Raw genomic sequence first — 24336 nt, forward strand, 5'->3', positions numbered from 1 at the left:
CGCCCTACTGATCCGTGCCGATCACGCGATAGAGGCGGATGCGGTTACTGACCAGTTGCAGGTCGGTGGCGATCGCCGACTGCTGGGCATTGTAGAGCGACCTCTGGCTGGTCAGGGCTGTCAGGAATGTGTCGATCCCCGCGCGGTAGCGTTGATCGGCAAGCTCATAGGCCTGTCGGCTCGCGGCCACGAGACGGCGCTGCGCGGCCTGCTGCGCGTCGATCGTGCCTTCGCGGGCGAGGGCGTCGGCGACTTCCTGAAACGCGGTCTGCACCGCCTTTTCATATTGCGCGAGATAAAGGTCGCGCTGCGCCTTGCTGTAGGCGAGGTTGCCCCGATTGGGGCCGCCGAAGATCGGCAGGCTGGCCGAAGGCGCGGCGGACCAACTGAATGCGCCGCCGCTGAACAGCGAGGACAGCGCCGAACTGGCGACGCCGATGGCGGACGTCAGGCTGATGCGGGGGAAGAAAGCGGCGCGCGCCGCGCCGACATCCGCATTGGCGGCCTGCAACTGATGCTCGGCCTGAAGCACGTCCGGGCGCTGGAGCAGAACGTCCGAGGAGACGCCGGCAGGCACCTTCGCGATGGTGCGCGTCAGTGCGTCGAGCGAATCCGGGAGAAGGGCGTCCTCAACCGGCGCGCCCGCGAGCAGGTCGAGCGCATTGCGATCCTGCGCGACCTGCGTGATCGTGGCGGCGACATCGGACGCCGCCTGTTCCACCGTGGTTTCCGCCTGCCGCACGTCGAGCTTGCCTGCAAGGCCTGCTGCATTGAGCGAGCGCACGAGATCGAGCGTGCGCTGCGCGCTCGCCTGCGTCTGGCGGGAAAGGGCGAGCTGGTCCTGATCGGCGGCGAGGGTGGCGTAGGCCGTTGCCGTTTCGGCGATCAGCGCGATGCGGGTGGCGCGCGCGCCTTCCTCCGTCGCCAGATAGGACTGGAGAGCGGCTTCGCTCAGGTTGCGCAGGCGGCCGAACAGGTCGATCTCGAACGCGCTGAAGCCCACGTCGGCGCTGTAGCTATTCTGTCGGCTGTCGTTGCGGCGGGCGAAGCTGGCCGAGGTATCGGCGGTGATCGTCGGAAGCTGGGCCGCGCGCTGGATGCGATATTGGGCGCGGGCGGCCTCCACATTGGCGAGTGCGGCGCGCAGATCGCGGTTTCCGGACAGCGCGCGCTGGATGATCGCGGTGAGGCGGGCGTCCTGCACGAGCTGCGTCCAGGGCAGGCCCGCTTTCGCGTCGGTCTGCGGCGCATAGGATTCGCCGACCGGCAGTGCGGCCGGGACGGGAGGCGTCGGACGAACATAGGGCGAGGCCATGTTGCACCCCGCCAGCAGCGCCAGTGACAGGGGGGCAAGACGTGCGCGGATCATGCAGGCACTCCCGTCTGCGGCAGGGGCGCTTCCGGTTCGTCCTTCGGCCTGTCGCTGCCGAACAGGCGCGCAATCGTCAGGAAGAAGAGCGGCACGAAGAAGATGGCGAGGACGGTCGCGGTCGTCATCCCGCCGATCACCGCCGTGCCGATGGCGATGCGGCTCTGCGCCCCCGCGCCCGATGCGATGGCGAGCGGGATACAGCCCGCGATGAACGCCAGCGATGTCATCAGGATCGGCCGGAAGCGCAGCCGGGCTGCTTCCAGCGCCGCGTCCCACGCATTTTTGCCTTCATAATGCGCAAGTTCGGCAAATTCCACGATCAGGATGGCGTTCTTCGCGGCAAGGCCCATGGTGGTCAGCAGGCCGACCTGAAAGAAGATGTTGTTTTCCAGCCCCCTCGCCCACACCGCGATGACAGCGCCGATCAGGCCGAGCGGTATGACAAGCAGTACGGCGAGCGGGATCGACCAGCTTTCATAGAGTGCGGCGAGGCACAGGAAAACGACCAGCACCGACAGGCCGTAGAGCAGCGGCGCCTGTCCGCCCGAAAGCTGTTCCTGATAGGAAAGGCCGCTCCAAGCATAGCTGGTGCCGGCGGGCAACTGCTTCTGCAATGCGACCATCCGCTCCATCGCTTCACCCGAGCTTGCACCTTCTGCCGCCTGCCCCTGAAGTTCGAAGGACGACAGGCCGTTGAAGCGCGCGACCGTGGTCGGCCCCATGGTCCAGTGCGTCGTCGCAAAGGCGGAAAAGGGCACCATTTCCCCGGTGCTGTTCGACCGCACCATCCAGTTGTCGAGATCGGTCGGAAGCGCGCGGTAAGGCGCGTCGGCCTGCATGTAGACGCGTTTCACCCGGCCCCGGTCGACGAAATCGTTGATATAGGTGCTGCCCCAGGCGGAACTTAGCACGTCGTCGACATCGGCCTGCGTCAGCCCCAGCACGGCGAGCTTTTCGGAGTCGACGTCGACGCGCAATTGCGGCGTATCCTCCAGCGTCGCCGCGCGCACGCCCGCGAGCGCGGGGTCTTTCTGCGCCGCCGCGATCAACCGGTCGCGCAGTTCGAGGAAACGCGCGCGGCTGAGGCCGCCGCTGTTCAGCAGTTCAAAGGTGAAGCCGTTCGACTGGCCAAGGCCGCGAATGGCGGGCGGCGTCATGGCCAGCACCTTCGCGTCGCGGATCGCGGCCAGTTGCTTGCTGGCGCGTCCGGCGATGGCTCCGGCGGTGTTCGCTGCGCCCTTTCGGTCTTCCCATGGCGCAAGGTTGATGAAGCCCTGCGCCACATTCTCGCCCTGCCCCTGAAAGCTGAAGCCGGTCATGATGAAGGCGAAGGCGACATTGTCCTTTTCATCGTTCAGGAAATAATTCTGCACGCGCTCGACCGCCGCGGCAGTGCGGCTGGACTTGGCGCCCGCGGGGAGCGTCACCTGCGCCATCACCTGCCCCTGATCCTCGACCGGCAGGAAGCTGGTGGGCAGGCGGGTGAAGATCAGGATCAGGAGGGCAAGCACGACGACGTAGAGACCCCAGAACAGCTTGCGGCGGGTCATCACCCGTTCGGTGCGGCGGATATAGCCGCCAGTCAGGCGGTCGAACCAGCGGTTGAATTTGCCTGCCCAGCCCCTGTCACGCTTGTGATGGTCGATGGGCCTCAGCAGCGTCGCGCACAGGGCGGGCGAAAGGATCAGCGCCACCAGCACGGACAGCAGCATGGAAGATACGATAGTGATGGAGAACTGGCGATAGATGACGCCGGTGGACCCGCCGAAAAAGGCCATGGGCAGCAGCACGGCGGACAGGACCAGCGCGATGCCGACGAGCGCGCTCCCGATCTCCCCCATCGACTTGATCGTTGCATCGCGCGGGGACAGTCCCTCCTGCTCCATGAGGCGCTCGACATTTTCCACGACGACGATGGCGTCATCGACGAGCAGGCCGATGGAGAGCACCATGCCGAACAGCGTCAGCGTGTTGATCGAATAGCCGAAGAGCGCGAGGATGCCGAAGGTGCCCAGCAGCACCACCGGCACGGCGATGGCCGGCACGAGCGTGGCGCGCCAGCTTTGCAGGAAGACGAACATCACCACGACGACGAGCGCGACCGCCTCGATCAGCGTCTGGATCACTTCGTCGACCGACAGCTTGATGAAGGGGGTGGTGTCGCGCGGGAAGACCACCTTGTAGCCGTGCGGAAGGTTGCCCGACAGCTCCTGCACCTTGGCCTTCACGAGTTCGGCGGTCTTGAGCGCGTCGGCGCCGGGCGCGAGCTGGAGCGCGATGCCGGAGGCGGGATGGCCGTTCAGCCGCGCGTTGGTCGAATAGCTTTCATTGCCCAGTTCCACGCGCGCCACATCGGACAGGTGGACGATCGACCCGTCGCTCTGCGTCTTGACGATGATGTTGCGGAACTGGTCCGGCGTCTGGAGCCGCGACCGCGCCGTCACGGTCGCGTTGATCTGCTGCCCTTCGGGCGCGGGATCGGCGCCGATTTGCCCGGCGGACACTTCCACATTCTGCGCCCGGATCGCGCTTTCGACGTCCGATGGCATCAGCTTGACCGCCGCCAGCCTGTAGGGGTTGAGCCAGATGCGCATCGCATATTGCGACCCGAAAATCTGCGTCGCGCCGATGCCGTCGATGCGGGCGATGGGGTCCTGCATATTGTTGACGAGGAAGTCGGAAATGTCCGCCTGGCTCGCCGTATCGGTTTCGTCATACAGGCCGACCAGCATCAGGAAGTCGGTCTGCTGCTTGGTGACGGTCAGCCCCTGCTGCTGCACCGGATTGGGCAGGCGGCTCAGCGCCTGCTGCACGCGGTTCTGCACCTGCACCTGCGCGGTGTCGGGGTTGGTGCCCTTCTGGAAGGTGACGCTGATCTGCGCGCGCCCGTTCGCCGAGGAGGAAGACGAGAAATACATGAGGCCGTCGAGACCGGTGAGCTGCTGCTCGATGATCTGGGTGACGGCGGTTTCGACGGTTTCGGCGGACGCGCCGGGATAGGTCGCGCTGATGCCTACTCCGGGCGGCGCGATGTCGGGATATTGCGCGATGGGCAGCGAGAGCATCGAGCCGAGGCCCGCCAGCATGATGCCGATGGCGATAACCCAGGCGAAGATCGGCCGTTCGATGAAAAAGCGGCTGAGCACGTTCCCGCTCCTACTTCGCTGCCGCGACGGCGACGGGCTTTACCGCATCGTTCGGCTTCACCTTGTCGGTGCCCTCGACGATCAGGCGGTCGCCCGCCTTGAGACCGGAGGTGATGAGCCATTTGTCGCCCATTGCCTGACCCGCCGTGACGGTCCGCCGCTCGACCTTGTTCGCCCGGTTGACGACCAGCGCGGTGGCGTTGCCCTTGGGATCGCGGCTGATGCCCTGTTGCGGGGCGAGGATCGCGCGCGGCACGATCGCCTGAGGCGCAACGACGCGGACGAACATGCCGGGCAGCAGCAGGCCGTCCGGATTGGGGAACTGTGCGCGCAGCGTCACTGTGCCGCTGTTTACATCGACAATCGGTTCGGCAAATTCGATCCGGCCGGGAAGCGGATATTCGGTGCCGTCGTCCAGTTTCAGCCGGATAGTCGCGCTTGCCGGCAGCGTCTGGCCCGACGCGAGAGAGCGGCGAAGCTGAAGGAGTTGCGCGCTCGACTGAGTGACGTCGACATAGATGGGGTCAAGCTGCTGGATCGTGGTCAGCGGGCTGGTCTGGCTGGCCGTCACCAGCGCGCCCGGCGTGAAGAGCGTGCGGCCGATCCGCCCGCTGATGGGCGCGCGGACCAGCGTGAATTCGAGGTTGACGCTGCTGGTCTGGAGGCTGGCGCGCGCCTGCTGAACCGACGCCTGCGCCTGACGGGCGGCGGCGGTGACGTCATCGCGATCCTGCGCGCTCACCGCTTCGGTCTGGCCGAGAAGCTGATAGCGCCGCGCCTTGGCCTGCGCCGCCACCAGCGTGGCCTGCGCGCTGGCGAGCGTGGCCTGCGCTTCGTCGCGCGACGCGCGATAGAGGCGGGGGTCGATCCGGTAGAGCGGCTGTCCCGCCGTCACCATCGCGCCTTCGGTGAACAGCCGTTTCTGGATGAGACCGGCGACCTGCGGGCGCACTTCGGACATCATGGTGGAAACCGTGCGGCCGGGCAGTTCGGTGGAGACCGTCGCGTCCTGCGCTGTCAGCGTCACCACGCCCACTTCGACCGGCCCCTTCTGCGGCGGCTTCTTGGCGCCGCACCCGGCGATCAGGATGCTGAGGGCAAGGGGGGCAACGCGCAGGGACGAAAGCATGGATGGCACGGGCATGTCTCTATGCAGGGTGTCGGCATAACCAGCGGGAGCCTCGCGCCGCATCCGCCCCCGGCATGGAAGGGGGGAAGGGGTCCGGGCGGCGAACGCGCGCGAGCGCTCCGGCTGGCGTCGGCGGGAGCAACCGACAGCCATGTTCCTTTCCGCTTTTGCCTGTTACAGGAAAGTGCGACTTGTCGTCGGATTGTCGTGAAGCTCTGTCGGCGGGTATCGCTTTGTATCATACTGTAACATCGTGCCTGCCGGGACAGACTCGATGGCGGATCGGCGGTAGATGAGACGTATGTCAGACTCCGGCCCCGGCGGCAGGGCGACCGTCATGGTCGTCGATGATGACGCCGACATCCGCAGCCTCATCGTGGGCCAGTTGCAGCAGGAAAATTATCGCCTGCTGAGCGCCGCCAATCTGGGCGAGCTTCGCCGCGCGTTGCAGGATGAGCCTATCGACCTCATCGTGCTCGACCTCAATCTGCCCGATGGCGACGGCCTGTCGCTGTGCCGCGAATTGCGGGCCGAAGGATCGCATGTGCAGATCATCATGGTGACGGCGCGGGGCAGCGCGGTCGACCGGGTGCTGGGCCTGGAACTGGGGGCGGACGATTATCTGACCAAGCCGTTCGAGCCGCGCGAGCTGCTGGTGCGCATCCGCAACCTGCTGCGCCGGGGCAGGGGCGAGAGCGGCCCGCGACCGGCGGCGCGCTACGCGCATGTGGGGCCGTGGCGGCTCGACCTTCAGCAGCGGCGGCTGGTGGCTCCCGATGACCGGCTGGTCATGCTGTCGTCGGCCGAATTTCGCCTGCTCAGCCGCTTCATCGACGAGCCGAACACGGTCCTTGCCCGCGAAATCCTGTTGCCCGAACGGCGCGCGACGGCGGCCTTCGACCGGTCCATCGACCTTCAGGTCAGCCGGTTGCGGCAGAAGCTGGCGGGGATCAAGGGTGGAGACGAGCTGATCCTGACGGTGCGCGGCGAAGGCTATGTCCTTGCATGCGAAGTCGATTACGCATGATCGCGCTGCTGGGCCGCGCGCGCGCCTTTTTCGGCACGATGGCGGGACAGATTTTCGTCACGCTGACGCTGGGCATGTCCGTCGCGGCCATCGTCGCCCTGCTGGTGGCGGAGCAGACCCGCCAGCATGATTTCGCGCGGGTGCGGCGGCAGCGCGTGCTGGCCAGCGCCACCGACATCGCCGCGCGGATGCTGCGCGATCCCGTTCGCGTGGAACGGATGATGGCGGATCACAACATCATCGGCGCCTACCCTGCGCCCGAGGGCGTTTCGCTGAGCGAACCCGACGTCGATCTGGAGCAGGCGCTGCGCGAGAGGCTGGGGCCGCAGTCGCAGCCCGAAGCGGCGCAGGTGCCGATGGGGCTGTGCTTTCCAGACCGGCGCAAGGAACTGGCGGCGGGACTGGTCGATGCGCCACGGCCCGATTGCTGGGTGGTGCGCTATGTCGACCGGCGGGGGGAGCATCGCGCCATGGCGCTGACCTTCCCGCGCATCGCCAAGCCGCCGAGCACCGTCTTCAATCCGCTCTACCTCATCGTCATCATTGCGGCGTCGGCGGGCCTCGCCATCCTCGTCGCGCGATCCGTGGCGCGCCCTTTGCGCCGGCTGGAGCGGGCGGCGGAGGCTTTCTCCCTCTCGCTCGACCCCGAGGAAATACCGGAAAAGGGACCGGAAGAGGTGCGCGCAGCGCTTTCCACCTTCAACCTGATGCAGCGGCGCGCCCGCGCCGGTTTTGCCGAGCGGACGCAGTTGCTGGCCGCGATCAGCCACGATCTCCAGACACCGCTGACGCGGCTGCGGCTGCGGCTGGAGCTGGTGGACAATGCCGAACTGCGCGAGCGGCTGCTGGCCGATCATCAGGCGATGCTGACGCTGGTGCGCGAGGGGCTGGACCTCGCCAGCAGCACGGAATCGCGGGAAGACTGGTCGGTGATCGACATTGACTCGCTGCTCGTCAGCATGGCGGAGGACGCGCAGGATCTCGACCAGCCGGTCCGTTTCGCCAGCGGATGCGGCGGAACGGTGCGGGTCAAGCCCAATGCGCTGATGCGCTGCATCGGCAATCTGGTCGACAATGCCGTCAAATATGGCGGATCGGCGGAGATAAGCTGCACGCGCACGGCGGGCCGCCTGATGATTCATGTGCGGGACGAAGGACCGGGCGTTCCCCCCGACCAGATCGAACAGATGTTCGAACCCTTCACCCGCGGCGCCGAAGGGCAGCCGGGCGGGCGCCACGGCACCGGCATCGGCCTCACCATCGCACGCGCGCTGGCGATGAGTTTCGAGGCGTCGGTCCGCCTGCGCAACGGCGAGGAGCGCGGAGTGATCGCCACGATCGACATGAAGGCATGATCGTTATCGCGACACCGATGTAGACAGGTGTAACGCGTATTTTACGTCCCGATCCGGCAGGCTCGCTTTAACCTTTCCCTTCCAGTCCAACCCGTTACCATGGTCGCGAATCAGGGGAATAGGGGTGGCGGCGTTTCTGCTCGCGAGCGAGAATATCGTCTTCGTTTCGGCGATTATGCTGATGTTGCTGATCGGCCTGGTGCAGGCCATCGGCATCGCGGGCGATTTCGATGCGGATTTCGGTGGCGAAGCCGATCTGCTCGGCTGGCTGGGCGTCGGGCGCCTGCCATTGCTGATGCTGCTCGCGATTTTTCTGGCCCTGTTCGGCATGATCGGGCTGATCGGCCAGCATCTGATGCTCGATCTGGCGGGGACGATGGCGTCGCCGTGGATCGCCGCTCCTGCAGCGGCGGCGGCGTCCTTTCCCCTGACCGGTCTTTCCGCCCGGCTGCTGGCCCCTCTTCTCCCGCGCGACCAGAGTAGCGCGGTCCCGCTCGACGCGCTGATCGGCGCGGTCGCCCGCATCGTCACCGGGCAGGCGCGCAGCGGCTTTCCGGCAAGAGCGCGGGTCGAGGACGGCTTTGGCCAGACCCATTATGTCATGGTCGAGCCGGACAATCCCGGCCAGACGCTGAACGAAGGAGAAGCGGTTCTCCTCGTCCGGCGTGACGACCACCTGTTTCGCGCCATTTCATATGGCGACCACCATCTCCCCCGCCTGTAGGAGCGTTTCATGAACTTGCCCGCCGTGCAGCAGAGCTTTTCGATCACGCCCTATCTGGCCATTGCCGGAACAGGGCTTCTCCTCCTCGTCGTGCTCGGGATCGTGCTGGCGCGGCTGTACCGGCGCGCGTCCAAGGAAATCGGGTTCGTGCGCACCGGCCTTGGCGGCGAGAAGGTCGTGATGAACGGCGGCGCGCTGGTGCTGCCGATCTTTCACGAGACGATGCCGGTCAACATGAACACGGTGCGGCTGGCGGTGGAGCGCAAGAATAACGACGCGCTGATTACGCTCGACCGGCTGCGGATCGACGTGAAGGCCGAGTTCTACGTGCGGGTGAAGCCCGACGCGCAGTCGATTGCGATAGCGGCGCAGACACTGGGCGCGCGCACGATGAATCCGGAGATGCTGAAGGAACTGGTCGAGGGCAAGTTCGTCGACGCGCTGCGTTCGGTGGCGGCGGGCATGACGATGAACCAGTTGCACGAACAGCGCAGCGACTTCGTGCAGAAGGTGCAGCAGGTGTCCTCGGTCGATCTGGCGATGAACGGGCTGGAGCTGGAAAGCGTGTCCCTGACCGGGCTGGACCAAACGTCGATCGAGCATTTCAACGCCAACAACGCCTTCGACGCGGAGGGTCTGACCAAGCTGACCGAGCAGATCGAACTGCGCAAGAAGTCGCGCAACGACATCGAGCAGGAAACGCGCGTCCAGATCGAGACCAAGAATCTGGAGGCGGAGCGCCAGTCGCTGCTGATCGCGCGCGACACGGAATTCGCGCGGCTGGAGCAGGAGCGCGAGGTCGAGATGCGCCGCGCGGCGCAGGCCGCCGAGGTCGCGCGCGAACAGTCGCTGCGCAGCCAGGAGGCCGATCAGGCGCGGATCGAGGCCAAGAAGCAGGTCGACAGCCAGCAGATCGAAGCGGATCGCGCGGTGGAGCAGGCGCGGATCGCCCAGGAGCAGGCGCTGGAACTCGCCCGGCAGGAACAGCAGATCGCGGTGCAGAACAAGAGCCGCGAGGAAAGCCAGGCCAAGGCGCAGGCCGACGAAGCGCGCGCCAAGGCGGTCGCGGCCGAAGAACAGGTCCAGACATCGCGCCAGACCGAAATCGCCGAGCGCACCAAGCGCATCGAACTGATCGACGCGCAGCGCGAGGCGGAACGCTCCGCCATTCAGGTGAAGGTGGAGGCCGAGGCGGAGAAACAGGCCGCAGCCGACCGCGCCGAGGCGATGCGGCTTGCGGCGGAAGGTGAAGCAGAAGCGGCCAAGCTGCGTGCGGAAGCGGACCGGGTGCGGTTCGAGGTGGAAGCCGCGGGTCAGCGGGCGGTCAACGAAGCGGCGAACATCCTGTCGTCCGACCAGATGTCGCTCCAGACCAAGCTCGCCCTGCTCAAGGTTCTGCCCGATCTGGTGCGCGAGGCGGCAAAGCCCATGGAGGCGATCGATTCGATCAAGATCGTGCAGGTGGACGGCCTGACCGGCGGACTGACCGGCGGACAGGGCGACGGCGCGGTCGTGATGGCCGGAGGCGAACAGAATCTGGCCAATGCGGCGGTATCCGCAGCGCTCCGCTATCGCGCGCAGGCGCCGGTGATCGACGGGCTGATGAAGGATCTGGGCATCGACGGATCGAGTCTCGATGCGCTGGTCAGAGGGGCGGTCGATCCGGTAACTGCGCCAGAAAGCTGAGCTTCCGGTCGGGCGGCGCGATGGGCGGGGCGGCGGTCAGACGCGCTTTCCATCGAGCCGGGCGGCCGCCGCCGCGTCGATGCGGGCCAGCATGTCGTGCAGTTCCCTGATTTCCGACGCCGACAGCGCCGCGGCGATACCCGCTTCCAGTTCCAGCGCCTTGGGCGCGATGCGGTCGAACAGGGCTTTGCCGGAGGGGGACAGGCGCAGGATGAGCGCGCGGCGATCCGTCCCGCTCGCCGCCCGCTCCAGCAACCCTTTGGCATGGAGCGACTTGGCCGCGCGGCTGACCATGACCTTGTCCATCCGGGTGCGGTCGCCAATGTCCTGCTGCGATATGCCGGGGCGTTCCGCGACATGCGCCAGCACGCGCCATTCCGCGATCGAAAGGTCGAAATGGGCGCGATAGGCTTTCGCGATCAGTTCGCTGAGCAACCCAGCCGTGTAGGACAGCCGGTAGGGCAGGAAACGGTCGAGGATCAGCCCATCGCGGCGCATGGGGAACCGTATCATTTGACACTATCTGCGGCAAGGCGCATGAAGGGAGACAGTTTCAGATGTAACTAGATGGAGGGAGGGGTGATGGACGCACTCTCTTATCTGACGGGCTTTGGCGGGCATTTTTCGACCGAGGCGATGGACGGCGCCCTGCCGGTCGGCCGCAATTCGCCGCAGCGGCCCCCCTTCGGCCTTTACGCCGAACAGCTATCGGGCACGGCCTTTACCGCGCCGCGCCACGAAAACCGCCGGAGCTGGCTCTACCGGATGCGCCCCGCCGCGCAGCATGGCCGCTTCGAGCATTATGCGGGCAACCCTCTGTTCGGGGGCGGCATGTCGGACGCTCCCCTGCCGCCGAACCGGATGCGGTGGGGGCCGGTCGAGGACAGCGCGACGGGGACAGACTGGCTCGATTCGATGCGCACCATGATGGGCAATGGATCGGCCGAGCGGATGGAGGGCGTTGCCGTCCATGTCTATGCGGCCGACCGCGACATGGTGGATCGCGTCTTCTGCAACGCGGACGGCGAGCTGCTGTTCGTGCCGCAGCAGGGCAGCATCCTGCTGGCGACGGAAATGGGCAGGCTGGACGTGCCGCCCGGCCATATCGCCGTGGTGCCGCGCGGTGTGCGGTTTCGCGTCATGCTGCCGGAGGGCGGGGCGAAGGGCTATGTCGCGGAAAATCATGGCGCGCTGTTCCGCCTGCCCGACCTTGGCCCCATTGGCTCCAACGGGCTGGCCAATGCGCGCGATTTCGAGACGCCCGTCGCCTGGTTCGAGGATCGCGATGCGCCAACGCAGGTCGTGCAGAAATTCCTTGGCCGGCTGTGGCAGGTGACGCTGGACCATTCCCCGCTCGACGTGGTGGCGTGGCACGGCAATCTGGCACCCTATCGTTACGATCTGGCGCGGTTCAACACCATGAACAGCGTCAGTTACGATCATCCCGATCCGTCGATCTTCACCGTGCTGACGTCGCCGTCTGAAAGCCTCGGCCGCGCCAATGCCGATTTCGTGATCTTTCCGCCGCGCTGGATGGTGGCGGAGGACACGTTCCGCCCGCCCTGGTTCCACCGCAACGTCATGAGCGAGGCGATGGGCCTGATCCATGGCGCTTATGACGCGAAGGCGGAAGGGTTCGTCCCCGGCGGTCTCAGCCTGCACAATCTGATGGCCGGGCATGGGCCGGATCGGGCGAGCTGGGAGGCGGCGAGCCGCGCCGACCTCAAGCCGCACAGGATCGACGGAACCATGGCGTTCATGGTCGAAAGCTGCTGGCCATACCGGCTGACCGACTATGCCATGGCGCGGGCGCAGGACGATTATGACAGCGTGTGGAACGGATTTGCGAAGGCGGAACTGCCCCGATGATCGACGAAACCCACAACCCCGCGCTGACAAGCTGGGTGGAGAGTGCGCGGGGTCATCCCGACTTTCCGGTCCAGAACCTTCCCTTCGGCATCTTCTCGCCCTCAGGGGGGGACAGGCGGCCCGGCGTGGCGATTGGCGACGCCATTCTCGATCTGCGGGGCGTAGCGGGACTCCTTCCCGCCGAAGTGGCCGCCGTGGTGCAGGCGGACAGTCTCAACGCGCTGTTCGCCCTGCCCGCTATCGCGCGAAGGGCGCTGCGGCGGCGGATTTCGGAACTGCTGAGCGTCACGGCGTTTCGTGACGCCGTGGCGCCACATCTGCATGATGCGGCGGGCTGCACCCTGCATATGCCCACACGGATCGGCGATTATAGCGACTTCTATGTCGGCATCCATCATGCGCGGAATATCGGGGCGATGTTCCGTCCCGACAGTCCGCTGCTGCCCAATTATCGGTGGGTGCCGATCGGCTATCATGGCCGGGCGTCGTCGGTCCGCATGTCGGGCGAGCCGGTGCGGCGGCCAAAGGGGCAGATCAAACCGCCTGACGCGGACGCACCGGTCTTTGCCCCGACCCGCCGCCTCGATTTCGAGCTGGAAATGGGGGTGTGGATCGGGCCGGGCAATGCGCCGGGCGAACCGGTCCAGATTGACGCTGCGGGCGATCATATCGCGGGCTATTGCCTGCTCAACGACTGGTCGGCGCGGGACATACAGGCATGGGAATATCAGCCGCTCGGCCCGTTCCTGTCCAAGAGCTTCCATTCCACCATCTCGCCATGGGTCGTCACCGCGGAAGCGCTGGCACCCTTTCGGGTCGCGCAGGCGGCGCGCGCGGCGGGCGATCCGCGTCCGCTCGATTATCTGTGGAGCGACGCCGATCAGGCGGCAGGCGCGCTCAACGTCGAGCTGGAGGTGCATCTTTCCTCCCGCGCGATGCGGGAGCGGGGGATGGCGGCGCACCGGATCAGTCAGGGATCGGCGACGTCGATGTACTGGACCCCGGCGCAGATGGTGACGCATCACAGTTCCAACGGCTGCAATCTCCAGCCCGGCGACCTGTTGGGAACGGGCACGATTTCCGGGGAGACGCAGGAAAGCTGCGGCAGCCTGATCGAAATGAGCCGGGGCGGGAAGACGCCGGTCACGCTGCCCGGCGGGGAGACGCGGTCGTTCCTGGAAGATGGCGACGAAGTGACATTATCCGCACGCGCGCGCGCGGACGGCTTCGTTTCCATCGGGTTCGGCCCGTGCTGCGGGCGGATTGCCGGATGAGACGGCGATAGGGATGGGCCCGCCTGCGTATTCGTATGCATGGCTTGTCCCCCGGCAGGGATCGTGCAAGCGGAAAGGGCGCGGCGGCGCAAAGGACCGCGCGGGAGGGATGTATGGAAAAGCCACGGCAGGGCTTTGCCGGATTGTGGAATATCAGTTTCGGCTTCTTCGGCATCCAGATCGGCTTTGCATTGCAGAATGCGAATATGAGCCGCGTCTTCCAGTCGCTCGGGTCCAGCATCGACGATCTGTCGGTGCTGTGGATCGCCGCGCCGCTGACGGGCCTGCTGGTGCAGCCGGTGATCGGCCATCTGTCGGATCGGACATGGCTGGGGCGATGGGGGCGGCGGCGGCCCTATTTCCTTGCCGGGGCGGTCCTGTCCTGCCTTGCGCTGACGGGCATGCCATACAGCCACAGCCTGCTGGCCGCCGCACTGCTGCTCTGGATGCTGGACGCCAGCCTCAACGTGTCGATGGAACCGTTCCGCGCGTTCGTGGGCGATATGCTGCGCAAGGACCAGCATACGCTGGGCTATGGCGTTCAGACCGCCTTCATCGGCGCGGGCGCGGTGATCGGGTCGCTGTTTCCCTGGCTGCTCGACCGGGCCGGGGTGTCGAACCTCGCGGCGGCAGGCGACCTGCCCGATACGGTGCGCTACAGTTTCTGGGCGGGAGGCGCGGCGCTGCTGGGCGCGGTGCTGTGGACGGTGGCGACGACGCGCGAGTTCACCCCCGAGGAAATGCGCGGCTTTGCGCAGGAGACGCGGAGCGACCATGCCGGGCCGGACCTTGGCGCGCGTAGCCTTTGGCCCTGCTTCCTGTGGATGGGGGCGGGCACGGTCGCCGCGCTGCTCGTTCCTGCGTGGGGCATGGAGAAGGAAGTCTATCTGCTCGCTGCGCTGCTGACAGGATATGGCGCAGCGACGCTGGCCGCGATCCTGCTGGCGCGCCGCGGGCGGAGCGGGACCATGCTGGCGCAGATCGTCGCCGACATGGCCGGAATGCCGCCGGTGATGCGGCGGCTGGCGCTCGTGCAGTTCTTTAGTTGGTCGGCGCTGTTCATCATGTGGATTCACACGACGCCGGTAGTCGCGCAATATATGTTCGGGTCCGCCGATCCGGCGAGCGCAGCCTATCAGGAGGGCGGCAACTGGGTCGGCGTGCTGTTTTCAGTCTATAATGGCGTGGCGGCGGTGGCGGCACTGACGATCCTGCCATGGGTGGCGCGGCGGATCGGCAAGGGCCGCACCCACGCCCTGTGCCTGACGCTGGGCGCGCTGGGCTTTGCGAGCTTCCTTTTCCTGCGCGATCCGCAGATGCTGCTGGTGAGCGAAGTGGGTATCGGGATCGCCTGGGCGTCCATCCTCGCCATGCCCTATGCCATCCTGGCGTCGAACCTGCCGGCGGAGAAACTCGGCGTCTATATGGGGGTGTTCAACATCTTCGTGGTGCTGCCGCAACTGCTGGTCGCGACGGCGATGGGGTCGATCCTGAAGGCGTTCTTTCCGGGCGACCCGATCTGGACCATGGCCTTTGCGGCGGCGACGCTGCTGGTGGCGGCGGTAGCGACGCTGCGGATCAGGGCGTGACGGCCGCCTGAGCGCTTGCCGATCAGTCCTGACGCGACGGGGCGGCCTTACGACGATCGTGCCGGGCCAGCGGGCAAATCAGCGTATTGACGCGCGTCTCATTCTCGACGCCCGACGCAAGCATCGCGCACAGCCAGTCCAGACACCGTGCCAGTAACAGCATGGTTCTCTCCACTCTCTCCTTACCGATAAATTATCACAGCGACGTCGGGAGAAAAGATGGATTCTGGGGTTTCGGTAAAATGATACGGGGCGGTACGGATGCGCGGGCGTCAGCGATAATGGCCCATCGCCACCCTGAGCCACACCGGCCTGTCGGTGAAGTTGAGGCCATAGTCGGTCTGGTCGCCATTCCAGACGCGGTCGAATATCCAGCGCTCGCCTTCGAAATGACCTTCTTCCACGCGCACGACGAGACCGTTGGGCTTACCGCCCGCGCGCGGGGCGAAGGTCATGCGGACATGATCCCCCGCGACGAGAAATTCATCATCGCCAAGCTGCGCGACGATGCCGCCGCCGACCGGCTCGCTGTCGATGGCGGGGCGGCCCGCTTCGGCGAACCATTCGCGCCGGCCGAACTGCCATTCGCCAAAGCTCGCGGTGATGGTCCACTCGCCCATGGTCGTGACGACCGGCGCGCCGTCATCGGGCTTTGCGACGCCCCATGTCGGGTGCGTGAAGGCGATCTTCGCCCAGGCGCGCATGGCCTGTCCGACGAAGCGATATTTGACGGCGAAGGCGTCGAGCGTCGCGTCGTCCAACGTCTTCGCGCCGAGCGGATGGTTGAAATAGCCCGTGTCGTCCATGCCGAAGGGAGAAAAGCCGATCGCTCCCTTCCCCAGCGCGGCCCAGAAATAGCGGGCATATTCCCGCGCATTGCCGATTTCCGGAATCAGCAGCGCATTGTCGGGACGCGTGTAGAGGTCGAGATGCTTCATCACATTGCGGCTGGCGCGATCGTAAATGTCGGGAGCCTCGACATCCACCGAGGGAGCCGCCGCCTTCCAGATCGCGATGACATCGCCCTGCGGGCCGCCGCTGGAGATTTTCACAGGGTCGGGAACGGCGAACGGATCGGAGGCGAGCGCGGCGTTGACATACATGGGAAGCGGTTTGACCGCCTTGCCCGCCGCCGCCAGCGCCTCGACATAGCGGGCGGTGTGCCATGTATTGAACGCGCGGTCGGCCCGATCGCCGAAGACCGCGCGCCAGTTGCCCGCTGCCTTGCCCAGAGCGCGGGTCAGGGCGGCGGGAACGGGGCCGTCGAAGAGCCGCTGCGCCTCCGGGCTGTAGTCGCGCGGGTTGCTATAGCTGCCGGTCTCATTCTCCGGCTGCACCATGATGATGCGGTGCGTCGGATCATGGTCGCGCACATAGGTCATCAGCGCCACGAAGGCGCGCCTGTCCGCCGCCAGAGTCGCTGCGCCATGGGGCGAGAGCACGTCATGATCGCTGCCGTCCGGCTTCTTCATGCGGGGAAAGCGCCGGTTGTCGAGCTTCACCCAGCCGGGCGTGTAGGACAGGCCGGTATTCTTGTAGGCTCCGAACCACAGAAGCACGATGCGCCTGTCATGCGCCTGCGCCTCATCGAGCAGGGTCTGGACGAAGGAAAAATCGAACTGTCCCTCGCGCGGTTCCACCTGTTCCCATGCGACCGGCATTTCGAGCGTGTTCGCGCCGATGCGGTCGAGCACGGGCCAGACCTGCTTCAGGGGGCGCGCATAGTTGCTGCTGTTGTTCGCCTGTCCGCCAAGAATCAGGAAAGGCGCGCCGTCGACCATCAGCGCATGGCGGCCGTCGCGGCTTTCGATGCGGGGGAGAGCCGTCTGCGCGATTCCCGGCGGGCAGAAAAGGAGCGCGGCTGCGAGGGCGGCGATGATGCGCATGACGGGCCTTTCCGATGCTGGCCGCAGCGTCGCGGGCCGGTATGCGAAATCCTAATCGCTGGCCGCGCCCCGGCAAAGGCCGCTATGGTCGTAGGCGAGGGCGGCTGGGTTCACGGCGGCATTTCTCAAAACTATAATTAGCATTCGTATATGGCTTGACGTTGCGACAAAGCGTTATTAAAACCATCATTGCAATTCTCAATGGCTACCCGATAAGCCGCGAAGGGGAGGAAATATGATGTATCTCAACCGCATGTCAGCACTCATGGCCGGAGCGGCGCTCGTCGCGCTGGCCGGCTCCGCCCATGCCCAGCAGGCCGCGCCTGCTGCGGCGGGCGACGATGCTTCCGCCGACATCATCGTCACGGCGCAGAATCGTCAGCAGTCCGTGCAGGACGTGCCCATCGCGATTGCCGTGATCTCCGCTGAGCAGCTCGCCGCCGCGGGCGTCACCAGCGTCGCGTCGATCGAGAAAATCTCTCCCTCGCTCCAGATCACGAGCGACACCACCGCGACCCGCGTCACCGTGCGCGGTGTAGGCACGCTGAGCAACGGCGAAAGTCAGGACCAGTCGATTGCCGTCAACATCGACGGCGAATATATCAACCGCCCCACCGTGCTGAACGCCGCGATCTTCGACATCGAGCGCGTCGAGGTGCTGCGCGGCCCTCAGGGCACGCTCTACGGGCGCAACTCGACCGGCGGCGCTGTCAACTTCATCGCCCGCAAGCCCGGTGACGAATTTGCGGTCAATGCGTCGGCGACCTATGGCAATTATAATCAGGTGATCCTGGACGGCGGCGTGACCGTTCCGCTCGGCGACATTGGCGGCATTCGCGTGTCCGGCATCTTTTCGGACCACAAGGGCTATAACAAGCATAACGGCCCCTATCTGAGCCTGCCCTATTTCAAAGCCGTCCCCGGACGGCGCAGCGGCGACGACCATACATGGGGCGGCCGCGCATCGATTCGCCTGAAGCCGGTCGACGGCCTTGTCGTCGATGCCGCCTATGAGCATATCGAACAGGAAATCGTGCCTGCCACGCAGGCATCGGTGAACCTCAATCTGCCCGCCAACGGGCCGGGCGCCAATTGCCAGCTCAACGGCTTCATCGAGGTCGGTCCCAACACGCCGGGCGTGCAGTGCATTCCGCAGAACACGCATTTCCTGCCGGGTATCAACCGCCACACCTATGACGCAGCACTGACCGGCACGGGCATCTTCAACCTTCAGTCGGACGCCGTTCGTGGCCGCATCGCCTATGATTTCGGCGCGGCGACACTGACCTACACCGGCGGCTATCGTTCGACCCATAATGACGGCAGCCTCGGTCTGCCGCCCGCCTATTTCTTCCGCAACTGGGGTTCGAGCGTGAAGACGCAGAGCCACGAAATCCGCCTGAATGGCGACATGAACGGCATCCAGTGGCAGACCGGCGCTTTCTACTTCAAGGAAAAGCAGAACACGAACACCGGCCTCTACAACCCGTTCGTCGGTCCGCCGGTCGGGAATGTCGGCAGCTACATCAACTATTTCCGCCGCCCCACCACCAGTGAGAGCTGGTCGGTCTTCGGTCAGGTCGAAGTGCCCATTACCGACGAGTTCACGGCGGTCGGCGGCGCGCGCTACACCAAGGACAAGCGGCACGCGGTCTATAATAATTACGGCTTCCAGTTCAATTCGGGCCTGGTCGAAATTCCGGGGCCGGCCGCCAATCCGCTCAACCTGCGCTACAGCGGCGACCGGGTGAACTATCTGGCAGGCCTCAACTACAAGCCCAACCGCGACATGCTGATCTATGCGAAGGTGTCGTCGGGCTACAAGGCCGGCGGTTTCGACGCGGTGGGCGTGTTCAAGCCCGAAACCAACACCGCCTACGAAGGCGGCGTGAAGCTCAACTTCGGTCCGGGGTCGCGCAACCAGTTCAACGTCACCGGATTCTATTACGACTATAAGGATCTGCAGAACGACGTGCTGCTGGATTCGGCTCTGGGCGCCCAGACCTTCAATTCGGGCAAGGCGACGATCTGGGGCGTCGAGGCTGAAGCTGTCGTCAACCTGTCGCGCAACGACCGCTTCGCCGGCACGTTCAATTATTTGAGCGCAAAATATGACGAGTTCACGGCGTCCTATGCGGTGCTGAATCCGGCCGTCCCGAACCAGACCACGCTGCTGGCGATCGACAACCCGAGTCTGGCGGGCAACCGCCTGCCGCAGACGCCCAAATTCGTCATCGGCCTTGAATATCAGCACATCTTCCGTCTGGGTTCGGCGGGTAATCTGACCGCCAATGCCTCCACGCGGTTCAAGAGCGACTATTACATGACCTTCTTCAACTTCCGCGACTCGCGTCAGGAAGCCTATACCCAGTCGGACTTCAGCCTCGAATGGCGGCCTGAAAGTGACAAGTTCGGCGTGCAGGCGTTCGTCCGCAATCTGGAGAATGTCCGGCCGCTCACCTACGCCGGTTATACGGCGGCGGGACCGGACGACATCTTCAACTTCCAGTTCGGCACGCCCCGGACCTATGGTGTGCGCCTGTCGGTCGATTTCTGACAATGCATGTCCGCCGGTTGCGGCGGGCATGACCAGATAAGGCAGGGCGGTTCCGGCCACACCGGCGGGACCGCCCTGTCAGTTTCCGCAGCCATCGGTGCCGGGTGAAGGAGGGAAAGCGCAATGACGACCGCAGCCGTCGCCGTCGACCATGATGGAGCCTTTCCGCCCGGCGCCGGAGCCGACCGGCTGCGGCCCTGGGAAAAGGTTAGCTACGGCATCGGCGATTTCGCCTGCGGGCTGAGCTGGAATGTCGTCGGCGCGTTCCTCCTCTATTTCTACACCAATGTCGCGTTGCTGCCCGCCGCTGCCGTAGGCACGCTGTTCCTGCTGTCGCGGCTGTTCGACGCGGGCGTCGATCTGGGCGTCGGGTTGCTGGTGGACCGGACGCGGACACGCTGGGGCCGGACCCGGCCCTATTTCCTGTTCACCGCGATCCCCTTTTCCGCCCTGCTGGTGCTGACCTTCACGACGATCGAGGGATCGACGGGGGCGAAGCTCGCCTATGCCTATGTGACCTTTTCGCTGCTCGGCATCCTCTATTCCTTCCTTGCGGTGCCCTTTTCGGCGCTGATGCCGATGATGACGCGCGATCATGGCAGCCGGATGCAACTGGGCAGCGCGCGGGCCATCGGCACGTCGGTGTCGGTCATTCTGGCAACCGCGGCGACCATGCCACTCGTCGGCCTGTTGGGTCGCGGTAATGAGCGGCTGGGCTTCGCACTGGTCGCGGGCGTCTTCGCGATCCTGACCGTGGCGGCGCTGCTCAACCTGTTCGCCAGTTGCAGGGAACGCTATCATGACGAAGCGCCGCGCGGCGAGGCGGTCGGGCCGCAGATCGGCAAGATGCTGCGCAACCGCGCGTGGCTCGTCACTTTCCTGTTCTGCACGCTCAATTTCCTGCGGTTCGGCTGCGTGATCTCCGTCACGGCCTTTTTCGCCATTGAGGTCATGAGAGCGCCGTGGATGATCGGCATCCTGCTGCCGGCGGTGTCGGGCACGCTGCTGCTGAGCGCCTTCATCGCGCCGATGATCTTCCGGCGGACGGGCATCCGCAAGGGCTGCATCGCCGCGCTCGCCGCCGCCATCGCGCTGCACGGCGTGCTGCCGTTTATCGAGGAGCAGCATGGGCTGTTCCTCGGCGTTTTCCTGATCGCGGCGATACTGGTCAGCCTGACGATGACGGCGATCTTCACCATGGCGGCGGATGCGGTCGATTATCACGAGCGGATCTTCGGCCTGCGCAACGAAGGGCTGCTGTCGTCGGGCATCAGCCTGTCGACAAAGATCGGCATGGCGGTAGGCACGGCGATCATCGCCTATGTTCTGGGGATGGCCGGCTATGATCCCAAGGCCGTGTCGGACGGCGCGCGAGCGGCGATCCGCTGGTCCTATTATGGCTGGCCCGTCGGCATCATGCTGGTGCAGATCGCGGTGATCGCCTTCTGGCCGATGGACGGCAAGCATGAGCGCATCCGCCGGGAAATCGGCGAACGATAAGGGCTGAGGATCAGAACATCGGGTGCGCGTTGCGCGACGTTTCCGGCAGCGGCTGGAACATGTCCCAATGTTCGACGATCATGCCCCGGTCGTCGAAGCGAAAAATCTCGACGATGGCGGCCCCCCTGTCCTCAGTGGACAGTCTGCCGCGATAATGGACCGCGGCGAAGGCGCCGTCGACCAGGATGCGCTGCACTTCAAATGCAGCGCCGGGCGCCGCGCGCAGGGCTGTGATCCCCGCCACGGCATCGGCCCGCCCCTGCCCCATGCGGCTGTTATGCTGGATCAGATCGGGCGCGACGAAGCGATCATAGGCGGCGGCGACATCGCCTCTCGCGAAGAGCAGGTCGATGAAGGCGGTGAACGCCCTGCGATTGCGTGCGGTGTCGCCCGGTCCGCGCGGGTGCGCCGCCATCGCCAGCGGATCGCTGCCCGGCGCGGCAGGCTGGATCACGTCCCAATGCTCGACGATCCTGCCGTCCTTCAGCCGGTAGATGTCGGCCACCGCCGCGCCGCTCGTGCCGGGCTTGCCCTGACCGAACAGATGCACCAGCGCCAGATCGCCGTCGACCAGCACATGCTTCACGTCGAAGCGGGAGCCGGGCGCCGCGAACATCGGGGCGAGCGCCTCGACGGCGGCGGAAGCGCCATCGGGCAGGCCGGGATTGTGCTGGATATAATCGGGCGCGACATGCGCGGCGAAAGATCCCGCCACGTCGCGCCTGTCGTAGAAGCGCTCGACGAAATCGCGCACGATGCCCCGATTGTCGATCGTTCTGGCGGCGAGCGGCGCGGCGAGGGCCAGCAGCGCCACGCCGGGCACAGCCCATACCGCCTTCAAAGCGCGCCCTCCTTCATCAGCGACACCGCATGGTCGCAGGCGCGCGCGGTGAGCGCCATATAGGTGAGCGACGGATTCTGGCAGGCGGACGAGCTCATCTGTGCGCCGTCGGTGACGAACAGGTTGGGCACGTCATGCGCCTGGCTCCAGCGGTTGAGCACGGAAGATTGGGGATCGTGGCCCATGCGCGCGCCGCCCATCTCGTGAATCGCCGATCCGCCGATGCCCGGCTCATCGAAGCCCATGATGACATGGCCGCCCGCAGCCTCCATCATCGCCGCCGCTTCCTTCTTCGCGTCGGTCAGCGCACGGCGTTCATTGTCGCCATGCTCGAAATGGATATTGAGCATGGGCAGCCCCTGCGGATCGAGTTTGGACGGATCGAGCGTCAGCCGGTTGGTGACGCGGGGCAGGCTTTCGGCGAAACCGACGAACACCATGCGCCACGGGCCGACCTTGTGCGTCTGTTCCTTGAAATCCTTGCCGATACCCGCCGAGCGCTTTGCAGCGGTCCAGCCGCTCTGAAGCGCGCCGCCCTGAAAGCTGTAGCCGCGCGTGAAGTCGCCGTCCTTGCGGTCGAGGTTGCGGAAACGGGGAATGACCACGCCTGTGGGCCGGTTGCCGAAGGTGGTGCGATCGTCGAACCCCGGCATGATCGCCATGGTGGACAGGGTCGAGGCGTGATCCATGATGTGCGTGCCGAGCACGCCGCTGCTGTTGGCAAGGCCGTTCTGAAACGATTCCGAGCGCGAGCGCAGCAGGATGTGCACGCTGTTGAACGCCCCGGCATTGAGGAAAACGATCCGCGCGCCATAGCGGGTCCGCGCCCCGGTCTTCACGTTGAGCACGCGGACGCCCGACGCCTTTTTGCTAACCGGATCATAGTCCACCGCCTCGACCAGCGAGTCGGTGATGACGGTCAACCGCCCAGTCTTCTGCGCGGCGGGCAGGGTGGAGCTTTGCGTGCTGAAATAGGCGCCATAGGAACAGCCGCGCGCGCAGATGGAGCGATACTGGCAGGGCGCGCGGCCTTCCTTCGGCGCCGTCAGATTGGCCGTGCGGCCTACCGTCAGGCAGCGGTCGGGCCATTTCTGCGCGATGGCCTTGCGCACATGCTGTTCCACGACATTGAGAGCCATGGGGGGCAGGAATTTGCCATCGGGCAGCGAGGGCAGCCCCTCCGCAGCGCCCGATACGCCGATGAAATCCTCCACATGGTCGTACCATGGCGCGACATCGGCGTAGCGGATCGGCCAGTCGGTGCCATAGCCGTCCGCCTTGTTTGCGCCGAAATCATAGTCCGACCAGCGGTAGCTCTGCCGCCCCCAGGTCAGCGACCGTCCGCCCATCTGGTAGCTGCGCCACCAGTTGAACTGCGTGCCCTCCGCCACGGCGTAAGGATTGTCCTTGTCGTTGACGAAGTGATTCTGGGTAAATTCGGTGAAATGGCGGTTCAGCCGCTGCACTGGATATTCGCGGGCATAGAGTTCGGCATCGCCTTCGCCCCGAAACTCCATTTCCCACGGCGCCTTGGTTTCCGTGACATAGTCGGTGCCATGTTCGATCATGCGTCCCCGCTCGATCATCAGCACCTTGAGGCCTTTTTCCGTGAGTTCCTTCGCAGCCCACCCGCCGGTGATGCCCGAACCCACCACGATCGCGTCGAAATCCATGCTCATCCGAAATCCACCGCTGTCCAGTCGCTCGACCAGGAGCGATTATTGGGGGGGAGGGGAAGGTCCGGCTCCCAGCGGCCCGGCACCAGTTCATATTGCAGTTCGCGGCTCGCCCCGACTTCGGAGGTGTAATAGCCGGTGAGAATCAGCGCCTTGAGCTTCTTCCACGGATGATCTTGCCGCTCGCCGCCAAATGCGTCCGCATCGTAGGCCGCGAGCACCGCATGCTGACGGTCGGGCCTGAGGCTGAGGAAATCGCCCGCCGCTTGCCTATTGAGGTCGCGCGCCACCTGCTCCAGCACCGAAAAGCCGCCGCGATAGCCCGCCATCCGGACTGTGCCGGAGACCGGGGGCGCGGTCTCGTCGAGACCGTGGAGCAAAGCGAGTTCAACGAAGGCGGGGACGCCGACGGCGACGGCACCGGGCGTATCGGTCGTCGGGATGACGAGATCGGACAGACGGGCAAGGAGAAGCTTCTCCGAATCGCTCGCCCCGCCATCCGCGCCGTCACGAACCTGCTGCCAGGCGTAGAGGGGCAGCCCGACGAGCACACCCAATATCGCCGCGCCGCCGACGACCTGCCGCCGATCCACCGCACCTGTCGCGGCCCTTGCCGCATCGCCTGTCTGGCTTTCCGCCATTTCCTCTCCCCGACCGGTCGAAACCGGTCTTGAAATGAACTATAATTCTATTTCATTATCGCAT

At 65.6% G+C, this 24336-nt stretch carries 18 protein-coding genes; 9 read left to right on the top strand and 9 right to left on the bottom strand.

The genetic code is table 11. The features are described from left to right. Positions 1–4: 4 nt before the first annotated feature. Genes SAMIE_RS16840 through SAMIE_RS16850 form a run of 3 tightly spaced genes read right to left on the bottom strand, consistent with a single transcriptional unit; the run spans position 5 to position 5647 of the window. A complete protein-coding gene (locus SAMIE_RS16840) occupies positions 5–1369 on the bottom strand; it encodes an efflux transporter outer membrane subunit (protein WP_066700674.1) in 1365 nt (454 codons plus the stop codon). Next, complete coding sequence (locus SAMIE_RS16845; RefSeq protein WP_066700675.1) at positions 1366–4518, bottom strand: efflux RND transporter permease subunit; 3153 nt, start codon at positions 4516–4518, stop codon at positions 1366–1368. Before SAMIE_RS16845 ends, SAMIE_RS16840 begins: the two co-directional genes overlap by 4 nt. A gap of 10 nt (positions 4519–4528) precedes the next feature. Then, positions 4529–5647, bottom strand: coding sequence for an efflux RND transporter periplasmic adaptor subunit (locus tag SAMIE_RS16850; RefSeq protein WP_408641245.1), 1119 nt, complete (start codon positions 5645–5647; stop codon positions 4529–4531). A gap of 301 nt (positions 5648–5948) precedes the next feature. Here SAMIE_RS16850 and SAMIE_RS16855 point away from each other — a divergent pair, with 301 nt between their 5' ends. From SAMIE_RS16855 to SAMIE_RS16870, 4 genes are all read left to right on the top strand, one after another. Next, positions 5949–6674: a response regulator gene (locus tag SAMIE_RS16855; RefSeq protein WP_066700677.1), complete on the top strand. Its 726-nt coding sequence runs from the start codon at positions 5949–5951 to the stop codon at positions 6672–6674. Beyond that, positions 6671–8029, top strand: coding sequence for an ATP-binding protein (locus SAMIE_RS16860; protein WP_066700678.1), 1359 nt, complete (start codon positions 6671–6673; stop codon positions 8027–8029). Before SAMIE_RS16855 ends, SAMIE_RS16860 begins: the two co-directional genes overlap by 4 nt. Before the next feature lie 124 nt (positions 8030–8153). Next, positions 8154–8753: a YqiJ family protein gene (locus tag SAMIE_RS16865; protein WP_066700679.1), complete on the top strand. Its 600-nt coding sequence runs from the start codon at positions 8154–8156 to the stop codon at positions 8751–8753. 9 nt (positions 8754–8762) lie between these two features. Continuing rightward, entirely contained in the window at positions 8763–10439 is a 1677-nt protein-coding gene (locus SAMIE_RS16870) for a flotillin family protein (RefSeq protein WP_066700680.1), read from the top strand. A 36-nt stretch (positions 10440–10475) separates the two neighbouring features. Here the strand turns inward: SAMIE_RS16870 and SAMIE_RS16875 are convergent, their stop codons facing one another. Beyond that, positions 10476–10952 carry a MarR family winged helix-turn-helix transcriptional regulator gene (locus tag SAMIE_RS16875; protein ID WP_126516883.1) on the bottom strand — a complete coding sequence of 159 codons (477 nt, stop codon included), beginning with the start codon at positions 10950–10952 and terminating at the stop codon, positions 10476–10478. 69 nt (positions 10953–11021) lie between these two features. On the opposite strand from SAMIE_RS16875, the gene hmgA reads away from it, so the two are divergent. The 3 genes from hmgA (at position 11022) to SAMIE_RS16890 (ending at position 15171) form a co-directional block, all read left to right on the top strand. After that, positions 11022–12308, top strand: coding sequence for a homogentisate 1,2-dioxygenase (gene hmgA, locus SAMIE_RS16880; RefSeq protein ID WP_066700682.1), 1287 nt, complete (start codon positions 11022–11024; stop codon positions 12306–12308). Further along, positions 12305–13582 carry a fumarylacetoacetase gene (fahA, locus tag SAMIE_RS16885; protein WP_066700683.1) on the top strand — a complete coding sequence of 426 codons (1278 nt, stop codon included), beginning with the start codon at positions 12305–12307 and terminating at the stop codon, positions 13580–13582. Before hmgA ends, fahA begins: the two co-directional genes overlap by 4 nt. A gap of 113 nt (positions 13583–13695) precedes the next feature. Then, positions 13696–15171 carry an MFS transporter gene (locus SAMIE_RS16890; protein WP_066700684.1) on the top strand — a complete coding sequence of 492 codons (1476 nt, stop codon included), beginning with the start codon at positions 13696–13698 and terminating at the stop codon, positions 15169–15171. 22 nt (positions 15172–15193) lie between these two features. Here SAMIE_RS16890 and SAMIE_RS23455 read toward each other — a convergent pair whose 3' ends face one another. Next, on the bottom strand, positions 15194–15334 hold the full coding sequence (locus tag SAMIE_RS23455) for a hypothetical protein (protein ID WP_162849080.1): 141 nt from the start codon (positions 15332–15334) through the stop codon (positions 15194–15196). 109 nt (positions 15335–15443) lie between these two features. Further along, complete coding sequence (locus SAMIE_RS16895) at positions 15444–17057, bottom strand: DUF5597 domain-containing protein (protein ID WP_066700685.1); 1614 nt, start codon at positions 17055–17057, stop codon at positions 15444–15446. A 235-nt stretch (positions 17058–17292) separates the two neighbouring features. Here SAMIE_RS16895 and SAMIE_RS16900 point away from each other — a divergent pair, with 235 nt between their 5' ends. Both SAMIE_RS16900 and SAMIE_RS16905 read left to right on the top strand, forming a co-directional pair. After that, positions 17293–19614 carry a TonB-dependent receptor gene (locus tag SAMIE_RS16900; protein WP_066700686.1) on the top strand — a complete coding sequence of 774 codons (2322 nt, stop codon included), beginning with the start codon at positions 17293–17295 and terminating at the stop codon, positions 19612–19614. 123 nt (positions 19615–19737) lie between these two features. Further along, positions 19738–21114 (top strand): MFS transporter, encoded by a 1377-nt coding sequence (locus SAMIE_RS16905; RefSeq protein WP_066700687.1) that lies wholly within the window; start codon positions 19738–19740, stop codon positions 21112–21114. A 10-nt stretch (positions 21115–21124) separates the two neighbouring features. Here the strand turns inward: SAMIE_RS16905 and SAMIE_RS16910 are convergent, their stop codons facing one another. Genes SAMIE_RS16910 through SAMIE_RS16920 form a run of 3 tightly spaced genes read right to left on the bottom strand, consistent with a single transcriptional unit; the run spans position 21125 to position 24272 of the window. After that, complete coding sequence (locus SAMIE_RS16910; protein ID WP_066700688.1) at positions 21125–21955, bottom strand: nuclear transport factor 2 family protein; 831 nt, start codon at positions 21953–21955, stop codon at positions 21125–21127. Continuing rightward, on the bottom strand, positions 21952–23634 hold the full coding sequence (locus SAMIE_RS16915; protein WP_066700689.1) for a GMC oxidoreductase: 1683 nt from the start codon (positions 23632–23634) through the stop codon (positions 21952–21954). Before SAMIE_RS16915 ends, SAMIE_RS16910 begins: the two co-directional genes overlap by 4 nt. Then, positions 23631–24272 carry a gluconate 2-dehydrogenase subunit 3 family protein gene (locus tag SAMIE_RS16920; RefSeq protein ID WP_066700690.1) on the bottom strand — a complete coding sequence of 214 codons (642 nt, stop codon included), beginning with the start codon at positions 24270–24272 and terminating at the stop codon, positions 23631–23633. Before SAMIE_RS16920 ends, SAMIE_RS16915 begins: the two co-directional genes overlap by 4 nt. Positions 24273–24336 lie beyond the last annotated feature (64 nt).

Origin of the sequence: Sphingobium amiense, assembly GCF_003967075.1 — a bacterium.
Lineage (GTDB): Bacteria > Pseudomonadota > Alphaproteobacteria > Sphingomonadales > Sphingomonadaceae > Sphingobium > Sphingobium amiense.

Excerpts from the sequence above, each read along its gene's own strand:
- SAMIE_RS16855 (WP_066700677.1), top strand. The coding sequence starts at position 5,949 with ATGTCAGACTCCGGCCCCGGCGGCAGGGCGACCGTCATGGTCGTCGAT.
- SAMIE_RS16900 (WP_066700686.1), top strand. The coding sequence starts at position 17,293 with ATGATGTATCTCAACCGCATGTCAGCACTCATGGCCGGAGCGGCGCTC.
- SAMIE_RS23455 (WP_162849080.1), bottom strand. The coding sequence starts at position 15,334 with ATGCTGTTACTGGCACGGTGTCTGGACTGGCTGTGCGCGATGCTTGCG.
- SAMIE_RS16905 (WP_066700687.1), top strand. The coding sequence starts at position 19,738 with ATGACGACCGCAGCCGTCGCCGTCGACCATGATGGAGCCTTTCCGCCC.
- SAMIE_RS16920 (WP_066700690.1), bottom strand. The coding sequence starts at position 24,272 with ATGGCGGAAAGCCAGACAGGCGATGCGGCAAGGGCCGCGACAGGTGCG.
- SAMIE_RS16915 (WP_066700689.1), bottom strand. The coding sequence starts at position 23,634 with ATGAGCATGGATTTCGACGCGATCGTGGTGGGTTCGGGCATCACCGGC.
- SAMIE_RS16895 (WP_066700685.1), bottom strand. The coding sequence starts at position 17,057 with ATGCGCATCATCGCCGCCCTCGCAGCCGCGCTCCTTTTCTGCCCGCCG.
- SAMIE_RS16860 (WP_066700678.1), top strand. The coding sequence starts at position 6,671 with ATGATCGCGCTGCTGGGCCGCGCGCGCGCCTTTTTCGGCACGATGGCG.
- SAMIE_RS16890 (WP_066700684.1), top strand. The coding sequence starts at position 13,696 with ATGGAAAAGCCACGGCAGGGCTTTGCCGGATTGTGGAATATCAGTTTC.
- SAMIE_RS16850 (WP_408641245.1), bottom strand. The coding sequence starts at position 5,647 with ATGCTTTCGTCCCTGCGCGTTGCCCCCCTTGCCCTCAGCATCCTGATC.
- SAMIE_RS16840 (WP_066700674.1), bottom strand. The coding sequence starts at position 1,369 with ATGATCCGCGCACGTCTTGCCCCCCTGTCACTGGCGCTGCTGGCGGGG.
- hmgA (WP_066700682.1), top strand. The coding sequence starts at position 11,022 with ATGGACGCACTCTCTTATCTGACGGGCTTTGGCGGGCATTTTTCGACC.
- fahA (WP_066700683.1), top strand. The coding sequence starts at position 12,305 with ATGATCGACGAAACCCACAACCCCGCGCTGACAAGCTGGGTGGAGAGT.
- SAMIE_RS16875 (WP_126516883.1), bottom strand. The coding sequence starts at position 10,952 with ATGATACGGTTCCCCATGCGCCGCGATGGGCTGATCCTCGACCGTTTC.
- SAMIE_RS16870 (WP_066700680.1), top strand. The coding sequence starts at position 8,763 with ATGAACTTGCCCGCCGTGCAGCAGAGCTTTTCGATCACGCCCTATCTG.